This window comes from Leucobacter sp. WKLB1 (genome assembly GCF_059696215.1).
In genome coordinates, this window is record NZ_AP046115.1 from 1,917,654 (window position 1) to 1,929,722 (window position 12,069).

At 65.8% G+C, this 12,069-nt stretch carries 11 protein-coding genes; 2 read left to right on the top strand and 9 right to left on the bottom strand.

What is annotated here, in order from left to right:
• Nucleotides 1-74: 74 nt before the first annotated feature.
• Nucleotides 75-1,853 (bottom strand): 2-isopropylmalate synthase, encoded by a 1,779-nt coding sequence (gene leuA, locus ACZF5Y_RS08715; RefSeq protein WP_497535322.1) that lies wholly within the window; start codon nt 1,851-1,853, stop codon nt 75-77.
• Between the two features lie 228 nt (nt 1,854-2,081).
• Between leuA and ACZF5Y_RS08720 the strand changes: the two genes are divergently transcribed.
• The gene (locus tag ACZF5Y_RS08720; protein ID WP_497532244.1) at nt 2,082-3,893 is read left to right on the top strand and encodes a DUF2207 domain-containing protein; all 1,812 of its coding nucleotides are present in this window, start codon (nt 2,082-2,084) and stop codon (nt 3,891-3,893) included.
• Nucleotides 3,894-3,919: 26 nt separating this feature from the next.
• On the opposite strand, the gene ACZF5Y_RS08725 is transcribed toward ACZF5Y_RS08720, so the two are convergent.
• From ACZF5Y_RS08725 to ACZF5Y_RS08760, 8 genes are read right to left on the bottom strand one after another with little or no spacing between them, the layout of a single operon-like run.
• Nucleotides 3,920-4,288, bottom strand: a complete 369-nt coding sequence (locus ACZF5Y_RS08725) for a DUF5684 domain-containing protein (RefSeq protein ID WP_497532245.1) — start codon at nt 4,286-4,288, stop codon at nt 3,920-3,922.
• A 51-nt stretch (nt 4,289-4,339) separates the two neighbouring features.
• Entirely contained in the window at nt 4,340-5,263 is a 924-nt protein-coding gene (era, locus tag ACZF5Y_RS08730) for a GTPase Era (protein WP_497532246.1), read from the bottom strand.
• Nucleotides 5,260-6,549 (bottom strand): hemolysin family protein, encoded by a 1,290-nt coding sequence (locus ACZF5Y_RS08735; protein WP_497532247.1) that lies wholly within the window; start codon nt 6,547-6,549, stop codon nt 5,260-5,262. Before ACZF5Y_RS08735 ends, era begins: the two co-directional genes overlap by 4 nt.
• Complete coding sequence (ybeY, locus tag ACZF5Y_RS08740) at nt 6,546-7,007, bottom strand: rRNA maturation RNase YbeY (RefSeq protein WP_497532249.1); 462 nt, start codon at nt 7,005-7,007, stop codon at nt 6,546-6,548. Before ybeY ends, ACZF5Y_RS08735 begins: the two co-directional genes overlap by 4 nt.
• Nucleotides 7,004-7,996: a PhoH family protein gene (locus tag ACZF5Y_RS08745; protein WP_053388275.1), complete on the bottom strand. Its 993-nt coding sequence runs from the start codon at nt 7,994-7,996 to the stop codon at nt 7,004-7,006. The genes ybeY and ACZF5Y_RS08745 overlap by 4 nt, the downstream gene beginning before the upstream one ends.
• Nucleotides 7,986-8,336: a histidine triad nucleotide-binding protein gene (locus ACZF5Y_RS08750; RefSeq protein WP_497532250.1), complete on the bottom strand. Its 351-nt coding sequence runs from the start codon at nt 8,334-8,336 to the stop codon at nt 7,986-7,988. Before ACZF5Y_RS08750 ends, ACZF5Y_RS08745 begins: the two co-directional genes overlap by 11 nt.
• Nucleotides 8,337-8,345: 9 nt before the next feature.
• The gene (locus ACZF5Y_RS08755; protein ID WP_497532251.1) at nt 8,346-9,086 is read right to left on the bottom strand and encodes a response regulator; all 741 of its coding nucleotides are present in this window, start codon (nt 9,084-9,086) and stop codon (nt 8,346-8,348) included.
• On the bottom strand, nt 9,083-10,438 hold the full coding sequence (locus ACZF5Y_RS08760; RefSeq protein ID WP_497532252.1) for a sensor histidine kinase: 1,356 nt from the start codon (nt 10,436-10,438) through the stop codon (nt 9,083-9,085). The genes ACZF5Y_RS08755 and ACZF5Y_RS08760 overlap by 4 nt, the downstream gene beginning before the upstream one ends.
• 184 nt (nt 10,439-10,622) lie before the next feature.
• On the opposite strand from ACZF5Y_RS08760, the gene ACZF5Y_RS08765 reads away from it, so the two are divergent.
• Nucleotides 10,623-12,038, top strand: coding sequence for a cation:dicarboxylate symporter family transporter (locus ACZF5Y_RS08765; RefSeq protein ID WP_497532253.1), 1,416 nt, complete (start codon nt 10,623-10,625; stop codon nt 12,036-12,038).
• The last annotated feature ends 31 nt before the right edge of the window (nt 12,039-12,069 follow it).

Sequence of the window (12,069 nt, forward strand, 5' to 3'; positions counted from 1 at the left end):
CCATCGACATCGGCCGCAGCGCCACTCCGCGCAATCGAACATATGTACGATTCGGGAGCGGCGCTGCCGCCGCGTCAGGCGCCGAGCTGGGCCGGCTCTGCGGTTACGCCGGTCTCTGCCGCATTACGGATCGATCGGTTCACCGAACTGATGATCGCTTTGAGCGTGGCCCGGCTCGTATCGGGGTCGATGCCGACACCCCACAGACGCTGACCGTCGACCTCGAGGTCGACATACGACGCAGCGACCGCATCGCCGCCCGAGCTCATCGCGTGCTCGACGTAGTCGAAGAGCGTCACGGAATGCCCACCAGCGTTCAACGCCGCGATGAACGCGTCGACCGGACCGTTGCCCCGAGCTGTCGTCTGCTGATCTTCGCTCCCCACGCGGTAATCGACGGTGAGTTCAGTGACCCCGTCGCCGGCACTCGTCGACGAGGTGCGGAAGATCTCGTAGTGGCCCCATCGCTCGGCATCGGCGTGCTGCGACGGAAGGTACTCGTCTTGGAAGATGCGCCAGATCTCGTCGCTCGAGACCTCGCCGCCTTCGGAGTCGGTCACGCCCTGCACGACTGAGCTGAATTCGATCTGCAGGCGACGAGGCAGATCCAAGTGGTGATCGGTCTTCAGGAGGTAGGCGACGCCACCCTTGCCCGACTGCGAGTTCACGCGAATGACGGCCTCGTATGAGCGACCCAAGTCTTTCGGATCGACGGGCAGATACGGCACGGCCCACTCGATGTCGTCGACGGTGACCCCGGCGGCATCGGCGTCGTGAGCCATCCGTTCGAAGCCCTTCTTGATCGCGTCCTGGTGCGACCCCGAGAAGGCGGTGTAGACCAGGTCGCCGGCCCACGGGCTGCGCTCGGGCACCCGAAGCTGGTTGCAGTACTCGGCGGTGCGGCGCACCTCATCGAGTCGCGAGAAATCGATCTGAGGATCGATGCCCTGCGTGAACAGGTTGATGCCCAGCGCGACGAGGTCGACGTTACCAGTGCGCTCGCCGTTGCCGAACAGGCAGCCCTCGATGCGGTCGGCGCCGGCTTGGTAGCCGAGCTCGGCCGCCGCGATCGCCGTGCCGCGGTCGTTGTGCGGATGCAGCGACAGGATGACGTTCTCGCGGTGATTCAAGTGCCGACTCATCCACTCGATCGAATCGGCGTAGACGTTGGGCGTCGCCATCTCGACCGTCGCGGGAAGGTTAATGATCACCTTGCGCTCCGCTGTCGGTTCGAACACCTCGAGCACGTCATTGCACACCTCGACTGCGTACTCGAGCTCGGTTCCGGTGTACGACTCGGGTGAGTACTCGTAGTAGATCTCGGTATCGGCGCAGATGTGCTCGCTCGCCCTGCACAGCTTCGCGCCGTCGACGGCGATCTGCTTAATGCCGGCGCGATCCGAGCGGAACACGACGTCGCGCTGCAAAATGCTGGTTGAGTTGTACAGGTGCACGATGGCGCGCTTCGCCCCGATCAGCGATTCGTAGGTGCGGGTGATGAGGTGCTCACGGGCCTGAGTCAGCACCTGAATGGTGACGTCGTCGGGGATCGCGTTGTCTTCAATCAGGTGACGCACGAAATCGAAATCCGTCTGACTCGCCGACGGGAAGCCGACCTCGATCTCTTTGTAGCCCATCTTCACAAGCAGGTCGAACATGATGCGCTTGCGCTCAGGGCTCATCGGGTCGATCAGCGCCTGGTTGCCGTCGCGCAGGTCGACGGCGCACCAACGCGGCGCCTCGGTGATGCGGCGTGATGGCCAGGTGCGATCCGGCAGGTCCACGGCGATGATCTCGTGGAACGGGCGGTAGCGGTGCGTGGGCATTCCCGAAGGCTGCTGCAGATTCTGCATGGACTCGTCTTTCTCGTCGAAAACTTGCTCAGCCAAACACAAACGCCGCGACGAGGGAGGCCAGAGACTGATTAGTTCGAAGTCGAGGACTCGTCGCGGCAGCTAAGAAGAAGCGAGCCGAACAGCATGTGGATCACTCTAGCACTTCGGAACGTCGCGTTTCGACGCTTCGAGCGCCGCCAAAGCCGCGACACTGCGGATCACCCGGAGTGGCCTACCCTGGCAGGCATGACCTTCAGCTCCCGCTTCGCCCGCACGACCCTTGGAGCTCTGCTGCTCGGGGCGCTCGCCTGCGCTGGTCTCTTGCTCCCCGCGGGTGCGGCCAGCGCCGACGTCTCAGATTTCTCCTACCGCAGCTGGCAGGTCGACGCGCATCTGGACACCGACGCCGACGGCCGCGCAACGGCGCAGATCACGGAGACCCTGGTCGCCGAGTTCCCCGATGTCGATCAGAATCGCGGCATCGTGCGCGGTCTCCCCGAGAGCTACGAGGGCGTCGATACGGAGCCGTCGAGCTTCAGCGTCACCGACGCCGACGGCGCGGCCGTGCCCTTCGAGCTCGAAGAGGATGACGGCTTCGTCGCGGTACTCACCGGCACCAACGAGTACGTGCACGGCGAGCAGACCTACGTCATCTCGTACACGCTGCGCGATGTCGTGCTCGCGCGCGACGATGGCGCGGCAGACGAGTTCTACTGGGATCTGATGGACTTCGAACATCTACAGCCCGTCGACGCGTTCAGCGCGACGGTCACTGTTTCGGAAAGCCTGTCGGATCATCTGAACGGCAACGCCCGCTGCTATGTGGGTGCAGCCGGTTCGACCGACGCCTGCTCGATCGAGCGCACCGGCTCGGCCTTCGAGGTCGCACCGATCTCCCTTATCCCGCAGCAGGGCGTGAGCGTGGCGATCGGCCTCGACCCGGGGTCCGTCGCGCAGCCCGCCGCGCGCCTGCCGAACTTCTCCCTCGATACGTTGCCCCTCATCGTCGGCGGGTTGGCACTCGCGTCCGCAGGCGTCGGCGTCGGATCTGCAATGTCTATGCGCCGGAAGCGCGCTCGCGGTCGCGGCACCGTCGTCGCGCAGTACGACGTGCCCGATTCGCTCCCGCCGCTCCTCGCCGGCCCGCTGGTCGGCGCCTCGGGGAAGACGGCGGCCGCCCAACTCGTGCACCTGGCGGTGCGCGGGGCGATCCGCATCGAAGATGGCGAGCCCGAACACGGCCTCTTCGGCGACAAGCCCGGCCAGCCCGTGCTCCGCCTCATCGACCCGTCACGGGCCGCCGATCCGTTGGATGTCGCAGCGCTGCGACATCTGTTCCCGAACGGTGCACCGGGCGAGGCGTTTTCGGTTCCGAAGCGCGATGAGCAGTTCGGCAAGCACATGGCAGCCCTGCAGGCTGCGGGCGTAGCCGCAGCGACCGATCGCGGATTCTGGGAGCGCATCGTGAGTCGTCACGCCCGGCGCTGGGGGTGGATCTCACTGGCGTGCGTCGCGATACTCGCCGTGCTCACATTCCTTGCGCTTGCGCAGCGCAACAACTCACTCGCGGTGGCATTCATCGCCATGGGGCTCTTCGCGACGGTGCTGGCCATCGGATCGATCGTGAAGCAGCGCGTGAGCACACCAGCGGGCGCGGAGGCTCGCGAGTACCTCGACGGCGTCCGTGAGTTCATCCGAGTCGCCGAGGCCGATCGCTTGCGGATGCTGCAGTCATACACGGGTGCGGAGCGCGCGGCGGACGGTTCGGTTCAGGTCGTGCGTCTCTACGAACGGCTCCTCCCCTACGCCATGCTCTTCGGCTTGGAGAAGGAGTGGACGCGAGTGCTCCAGGTCGCCTATCAGGAGCACCCGGCGTCAGTGCCGCTGTGGTACCTCGCGGTCGGACTCGCTGGGATCGAACACGCGACCAGCACGATCTCGCAATTCACGCAGTCACTGAATTCATCCGTGAGCTACACGTCGAGCAGCTCTGGCGGATCGACCGGCGGTGGGTTCGCCGGAGGCGGCGGTGGTGGGGGCTTCTCCGGCGGACGATGATCGACCCGCACCCTCGCCCCGACGGTTCAGCGCCGTTGGTACTTCGCGTCACCGAACCCGATGATGAGGTAGCCGATGAACGCGAAGAGCCAAAGCAGGAAGAACGAGAACGCGCCACCTTTGCCAAAGCGTTCACCGAGCCGGATCGCCACGAAGATGCCGAAAATGATGTTCACGATCGGAATCAGGTAGAGCAGCCCCATCCACGCGGAATACCCCGCCACCTTCACCAGGATGAACACGTTGACGATCGGGATGATTGCCAGAATTCCGGGATAGCCCGCCTTCGAAAACACACGCCAGAGCGCGATCGCGATGACGATGTACCAGGCGATTCCGACGATGCCGTAGCTCTGGAACAGCGTGGTGATCTGCGTCTCGTCCGTGATATCCATGGCGATCCCTTCGATACGCTGGCGCCCCTGCGGCGCCACCTACGCGAGAGCTTAGTTGAACCCGAGCTTTCCCAGTGCTTTGGGATCGCGCTGCCACTCTTTCAGCACCTTGACCCGCAGCGACAGGTAAATGCGTCGGCCAAGCAACGCTTCGATCTCCTTGCGCGCTCGCTCGCCCACGTCGCGGAGGCGCGACCCGCGGTGTCCGATAATGATGCCCTTCTGGCTGTCGCGTTCCACGTAGAGGTTTGCGTAGATCTCCAGAAGTCCGTCTTCACGCTCCTCGCGGTCTTCGACGGTCGCTGCCAGCGAGTGCGGCAGCTCGTCGCGCACTCCTTCGAGCGCCGCCTCACGAATCAGCTCGGCGATACGGTCGTCTTCCCCCTCATCGGTGGTCTGCTCTTCTTCGTACAGCGGAGGCGAAACCGGCATGAGTTCGAGCAGCACGTCGGTCAACACGTCGAGCTGATCATTCGTCACTGACGAGATCGGCACCACCGCGTCCCATTCGCGGAGTTCACCGAGGCGCGTGAGCTGATCGATGATCTCGCCGCTCGACGCCTGATCCACCTTGGTGAGCACGGCGACTTTCTTCGCACGGGGAAAGTCGTTGAGGCGATCATTGATGAATTTGTCACCGGGGCCAAGCTTCTCGGTTGCGGGGACGCAGAACCCGATGACGTCGACATCGCCGAGGGTCGCTTCGACCAGCGCGTTGAGACGCTCACCGAGTAGGGTGCGCGGACGGTGAATCCCCGGAGTGTCCACGATGATGAGCTGACCATGCGCGTGATGCGCAATACCTCGGATCGCCCGCCGCGTCGTCTGCGGTTTCGGACTCGTGATGGCGATCTTCTCCCCGACGAGCGCATTGGTCAGCGTCGATTTTCCGACGTTCGGGCGCCCCACGAACGAGACGAATCCTGCCCGGAACTCCGGCGAATCCACCGTGGTCTCCTCTGGCTGCTCGGTCATAGTTCTTCCTCTCCTTCGGCCTGCCCGACCCAGCGCGCTTCGACAGTGCGCAACCGCTGTCTCCGTCGTTCCGTGTCGGCGGCCGTGAGCTCAATTCCTGCAATAGTGACGGTATCGCCGCGCTCCGGCAAGCGACCCAGGGTTTTCGCGACCAATCCGCCGACGGTCTCGACCTCGTCGTCCTCCAGCTCGATGCCGAAGAGCTCACCGAGTTCGTCGACTGAAAGGCGCGCTCCGACGAGGAATGAGCCATCGTCGCGAGTGATGATCTCGGGGACCTCCCGATCGTGCTCGTCCGAGATGTCGCCGAGCAGCTCCTCGATCAGGTCTTCCAGTGTGACGAGCCCAGAGATCCCGCCGTACTCATCGACGGTAAGCGCCAGGTGATTGGACTCCTGCTGCATCAGTCGCAGCAACCGGTCGGCACGCTGCACTTCGGGCACAAAGATCGCGGGTTTCGTGATGCGCGTGACCGGCGCTTGCTCTGCCTCTTCGGGCCGGCGGAGCATGAAGCCGCTCGCATCTCGCAGATAGGCGATGCCGACGACGTCGTCGACGTCGCCGTCGATGACCGGCACGCGCGAATGGCGCGCGGCGAGCAACTGCTCAAGCGCTTCGCGAACGGTCTGATCGGCATCGACCGTCACCATGTCGATACGGGGCACCATGACCTCGCGCACGAGCGTGTCGCCGAATTCGACGAGTGAGTGGATGTAATTGCGATCGTCGTCTTCGAGCACGGCCTGCTCGGCGGCCTGATCGACCATTGAGAGCAGCTGCTGCTCGTCGCGAATGCGCCGATTCGTGCCGCGCCCGGGAGTGACGCGATCACCGAAGCGCACGAGGCCGGTAGCGATCGGGCCGAGGATGATGCGCAACCCGCGGAGCAATGGGGCCGCGAAGCGAATGACGGCGTCGGGGTGGTGCGATCCCACCGTGCGCGGGCTCGACCCCACCAGTACGAAGGTCACCGCGGTCATGACCAGGGTGGCGAGCACCAGCTCGAGCCACAACTGCTCAAGCGAGTACGCGAGCACCAGCGTGATGAGCACGGCCGACAGCACTTCGGCGAACACGCGAGCGAATCCGAGCGCATTCGCATGGCGGGCCTCGTCTTCCGCGATCACGTGAATCGCGGCACCGGTGCGCGGTGATTCTTCCGCAAGCGCGAGCAGTTCGGCCTTCGAGCGCACCCCCAGGGCAGCGTCCGCCGCCGCGAGCAGGCCGCCGACCCCCAGCAGCACCGCCGCAGCTGCGAGAAAGAGCAGCGCGAGCGGCAGACTCATCGAGAGCGCTCGTGCATGGCGAAAGAGAGCAGCAGGTCGCGCTGCAGCCCGAACATCTCCGCCTCTTCTTCCGGGATCGCGTGGTCGAACCCGAGCAGGTGCAGCATGCCGTGGGTCAGCAGCACGGAAATCTCCTGCGGCAGATCATGACCCGCCGCGTCGGCCTGCGCCTCGGCAACCTGCGGGCAGATCACGATGTCGCCGAGGAGGCCGGCGGGTGTCTGCGCGTCGGATCGCCCCGGGCGCAGCTCGTCCATGGGGAAACTGAGCACGTCGGTCGGCCCGGGCTCGTCCATCCATTGCACGTGGAGGCGCTCGATGGAGCCCTCGTCGACGAGCATGACGCCCACCTCGGTATCGGGGTGCACATGCAGGGACTCGAGCACGAATGCGGCAAGACGCTGCATGCGCCCGACCTCGACGTCGATCCCTGACTCGTTATTGATCTCGACGCTCACTGGGCGCCTCCGTTCTGGTGCTGCTGGGCCGACTGATCGTACGCACTGTAGGCGTCGACGATGCGGCTGACGAGATTGTGCCGCACGATGTCGTCAGAGCCGAGTTCGGCGAAGTGGATGTCCTCGACTCCGCGAAGAATGCGGTTGACGACGCGCAAACCGCTCGCCGCGATCGGCAGGTCGACCTGCGTAATATCACCCGTGACCACCATCTTCGAGCCGTAGCCGAGACGCGTGAGAAACATCTTCATCTGCTCGGGGGTCGTGTTTTGCGCCTCATCGAGAATGACGAACGACTCGTTGAGCGTACGGCCGCGCATATAGGCGAGCGGCGCCACCTCGATCGTGCCGCTCGCGAGGAGCTTGGGCACCACATCGGCATCCATCATCGATCCGATCGCGTCGAACAGCGGCCGAAGGTACGGGTCGATCTTGTCTTCGAGCGTGCCCGGAAGGTAGCCCAAACGCTCACCGGCTTCGACTGCGGGGCGCGTCAGAATGATCTTGGCGACCTCTCGGCGCTGCAGCGCCTGCACGGCTTTCGCCATCGCGAGGTAGGTCTTGCCCGTTCCGGCCGGCCCGATGCCGAACACGATGGTGTGCTGATCGATGGCATCGACGTAGGCGCGCTGCCCGCGAGTCTGGGCGCGCACGGCGTGCCCGCGCACCGACAGGATCGGTTCGCTGAGCACCTGCGCGGCCGTCGGCCCCTGACCGTCGTGCACCATGCGTGTCACCTCCTGCACGTCGCGTCGCGACACCGCACCGCTGCGACGTGCCAATTCGAGTATTTCGTTGACGACCTGCTCGGCGGCACGCACCGCGCCAGACGGCCCGTGCAGTGTGAGCACCTGGTCGCGCGCGTGGAATCGCACGTCGGGGTGCTGCGCCTCCAGGTCGGAGATCAACTGGTCGCGATGCCCGAGGAACGACGCGAGGTCGACTCCGGCGAGCAGGATGGTGCGCTGCAGCTCAGGATCAGGCGTCACCGAGTGAACGCTCCTCGAGGTCGCCCGCGAGCACGTGAGCGTGGACGTGGAACACCGTTTGACCTGCGGCCGCACCGCTGTTGAAGACGAGGCGGAACTCACCGTTGGCGCGTTCTTCGGCGAGACGCTTCGCGACCGCGACCATCTCCGCGAGGGTTTCGGGCTCGGCCGCCGCGAGCTCCGCAACGTTCGCGTACGCCGTGCTCTTCGGGATCACGAGGATGTGCACCGGTGCCTGCGGGTTGATGTCGGGGAACGCGATGACGCGCTCGGTCTCCGCGAGGATCTCGACCGGGATCTCGCCGGACACGATCTTGCCGAACACGGTGTCTACTGCCATGCGTCCAGTCTAGACGCTGCCGGAGGGTGTCGACCCGTCGTGCCAGCGGTACTCGACCTGTGGTCGGCCGCGCGCGCCGTAGCGGGGGTCGCGCACCAGGCGATCGGCGTCTGCGAGGAAGTCCAAATAGCGCCGGCTCACCTCGCGCGAGATTCCGAGCCCGGCGGCGACCTCGCTCGCCGTGCTCGGGCCACGATCGCGCACCACACGGGTGACCGACTCGAGGGTGGCCGCGGCGATCCCCTTCGGCAGGGTGCTCACGGGCGCGGTTCGCAGCGATGCCAGCATCGCATCGACCTCGTGCTGTGTCGCGTCGCCGGTGGTCTGATGCGACCTGCGGTGGTACTCCCGGAACGCTTCGATTCGCTCGCGGAACATTGCGAACGTGTATGGCTTGATCAGATACTGCACCGCCCCCAGTGCCACCATTTCGCGCACGACGTCGACGTCACGCACCCCGCTCACCGCGATGACGTCGGTGCGTACACCGCGTGCGCGTGCATGCCGCAGCACCTCGAGGCCGGTCCCATCCGGCATCGTCACATCGAGCAGCACGAGGTCGGCAGCGAGTGTGGGGTCGGTGACAGCGCGCGCAGCCGAATGCGCATCGCGGCATTCCGCCACCACGGAAAACCCGCCCACGCGCTGCACATGCGCGCGGTGCAGTTCGAGCGTCAGGGGATCGTCATCTACGAGGATGACGCGGATGGCGGCGGATGATCCGGAGGCTTCGGGAGCGATGTGCCTCACGGCGCCACCTCAGCGGATATGGCCGGGATGTTGCTGGCGGGCACCACTACGGTGAACCGCGTGGGCGCGCTCGACAACGCCACGTCTCCCCCAACGTTCGTGACGAGCCGGGACACGAGCGCGAGCCCCACTCCGCGCTCCTCGGGAGCGGCACCCCTCGCGGCAGTCTTGGTCGAGACGCCCCAGTCGAACACGCGCTCGCGCAGCGCCGGATCGATACCGTCGCCCGAATCCGAGACGGCCACGCGGAGCTCGCCCTCGATCGTCCACACGATGTCGAGCGAAACGCTTCTCGGCCTCGCCGCACCGGAGGCCGCAGCGTCGATGGCATTGTCGAGGAGGTTGCCGATGACCGTGACCAGGTCCATGGTCGACAGCGCGATCGTTTCCGCGAGCTGCGCGTCGACGGGCGCGAGGTCGATGTCGGCGTCGAGTTGCACGCCGCGCTCGGCCGCCTGCGCAGTCTTGCCGAGGATCAGCGCGCTCACTATCGGGTCGAGCGCGGCCGGCGCGGTCACACGATCGACGAGCTCCTGACTGCGCCGCGACGTATCAGCAAGCATCTCGATCGCGTCCTGGGTGCGACCGAGTTCGAGTAGCGCGATCGCGGTGTGCAACCGGTTCGCGTGCTCATGGGTCTGGGCGCGCAGCGACTCGCTCAGCGTGCGGAGCGACTCGTGCGACACGAGAGCCTCGTGCACGGCAGATGCCGAAAGATCTCCGGTGATGCGCCGCGTCGCCCGCCGCCCGAGTACCGCGGCGAGCACACCCAGTGCGACGAACACGGCGCTCACGCCGAACACGAGCGGCAGATCCTGCGCGATCTCGCCGCCGATCGACTCGACCGTAATGCCGACCGACACCCAGCCCAGCACACGGTCAGGAGCCGTCGGATCGCCCACCGCGACCACGGGGGCGATCGTGCGCACGGAGGGGCCCAGCGTGCCGGTCCACCGTTCGGAGAGCACCGTGGGGGTGACGGGGATCGTGCCGCGATAGCGCTGGCCGATCTCGCTCGCGTCAGGGTGCGTGAACCGAATGCCTTCCGCATCCATCACCGTGACATAGCTCACTCCGGCCTCACGGCTCAGACGCGAGACCAGCGCGCGGAGTTCCTCGGCGGGTTCCGAATCGATCCCCTCGCCCAAAGCCGTGGCGGTCGCCGGAGATGCGGCGAGAGCGAGCGAGAGCGCGTGCGTGGTGCGCTCGGCCTCGCCATACTCCGCGCGACGGCTGTCCCAGACGAGGAGCGCGGTGACCGCGACCGTCACGACGAGCACGGCGGCGGAGAGCACGAGGAACACCCGGGACGTCGCGCTGCGCGCCGTTCGCGGTACCGCCTTCGCTGCCATGCGGAACATTGTGACACGGACCTTGCCCGGCTCGAACGCTCCGATCTCACCTCGCCGGGGTCCGATAAGCCCGAAATGCGCTCGTCATCTTCGCGCCGCTTAGCGTGTTGAACGCGACGGAACCGAGCGCTTCTCGATCACCGCCGCATTGCACATGGACAACGGCGTTCTCAGGAGGAACTTCATGGTCATCCCGGCCCCCGCGCGGCATTCCCGCTCGAACGAAGCACACGACCCACGACCGGCCCGGCGCCGTCGCTGGGACAAGCACACCTGGCTGTACGTCTCCGTCATCATCGCGGTCGTGCTCGGCGCCGTCGTCGGCCTGGTGGTGCCCGACTTTGCCGTCTCCCTCGAGCCGCTCGGGAAGGCCTTCGTCGGTCTGATCAAGATGATGATCGCGCCGATCATCTTCTGCACGATCGTGATCGGCGTCGGGTCGATCGCGAAGGCGGCGACGGTCGGCAAGATCGGCGGCCTCGCCCTGGTCTACTTCATGGCGATGTCGACCCTCGCACTCTCCATCGGGTTGGTCGTCGGCAACGTCATCCATCCCGGCGCCGGCCTAGACATGCAGGGCGCCGAGTACGCCACCGAAGGCGCGGCAAGCGGCACGCACGAGTTCTTGCTCGGCATCATCCCCACAACGTTCTTCTCCGCCTTCACCGGCGAGAGCGTGCTGCAGGTGCTCTTCATCGCACTGTTGGCAGGCTTTGCGCTGCAAGGACTCGGCGAGCGAGGCGCACCGATTATGGCGGGCGTCAAGCATCTGCAGGCGCTGGTCTTCCGCATCCTCAGCATGATCCTGTGGATCGCTCCCGTCGGTGCTTTCGGGGCGATCGCCGCCGTGGTCGGCAAGACCGGCATCGCTGCGATCTGGAGCCTCGGCGTGCTGATGATTGCGTTCTACGTCACCTGCATCGTGTTCATCGTTGGGATACTCGGCACGCTGCTCTACGCGGTCACCCGCGTCAACATCTTCAGTCTCATGAAGTACCTCGGCCGGGAGTACCTGTTGATCGTCGGCACCTCGTCATCGGAGTCGGCACTCCCCCGTCTCATCGCCAAGATGGAGCACGTCGGGGTCTCGAAGCCCGTCGTCGGTATCACGGTGCCGACCGGCTACTCATTCAACCTCGACGGCACCGCGATTTACCTCACCATGGCGTCGCTCTTCATCGCGACGGGCATGGGCGACCCCATGAGCCTGAGCGAGCAGATCGGACTGCTCGTCTTCATGATCATCGCCTCGAAGGGTGCCGCCGGAGTCACCGGTGCGGGCCTCGCGACGCTCGCGGGCGGGCTGCAGGCCTACCGCCCCGAACTCGTCGACGGCGTTGGCGTGATCGTCGGCATCGACCGCTTCATGTCGGAGGGTCGCGCGCTGACCAACTTCACCGGCAATGCGGTGGCAACACTGCTCATCGGGTCGTGGACGCGGCAGGTCGACACCGAGCGGGTGCGTCGTGTGCTCAGCGGGGCGCTCCCGTTCGACGAGTCGATGCTCGCCGGCGACGGGCACGGTGCAGCGAACACCACATCGACCGCGCCGCAGTCGCCGCGTGCGACCGCCGAACGGGTTCCCGCCGACGTGAACTGAACGCACTGGGCGGTGACGGGCCGGGGCCGAA

Coding starts and splice junctions, on each gene's coding strand:
- ACZF5Y_RS08720 (WP_497532244.1), top strand. CDS start 2,082: ATGACCTTCAGCTCCCGCTTCGCCCGCACGACCCTTGGAGCTCTGCTG.
- ACZF5Y_RS08760 (WP_497532252.1), bottom strand. CDS start 10,438: ATGGCAGCGAAGGCGGTACCGCGAACGGCGCGCAGCGCGACGTCCCGG.
- ACZF5Y_RS08735 (WP_497532247.1), bottom strand. CDS start 6,549: ATGAGTCTGCCGCTCGCGCTGCTCTTTCTCGCAGCTGCGGCGGTGCTG.
- ACZF5Y_RS08725 (WP_497532245.1), bottom strand. CDS start 4,288: ATGGATATCACGGACGAGACGCAGATCACCACGCTGTTCCAGAGCTAC.
- leuA (WP_497535322.1), bottom strand. CDS start 1,853: ATGCAGAATCTGCAGCAGCCTTCGGGAATGCCCACGCACCGCTACCGC.
- ACZF5Y_RS08750 (WP_497532250.1), bottom strand. CDS start 8,336: ATGGCAGTAGACACCGTGTTCGGCAAGATCGTGTCCGGCGAGATCCCG.
- era (WP_497532246.1), bottom strand. CDS start 5,263: ATGACCGAGCAGCCAGAGGAGACCACGGTGGATTCGCCGGAGTTCCGG.
- ACZF5Y_RS08765 (WP_497532253.1), top strand. CDS start 10,623: ATGGTCATCCCGGCCCCCGCGCGGCATTCCCGCTCGAACGAAGCACAC.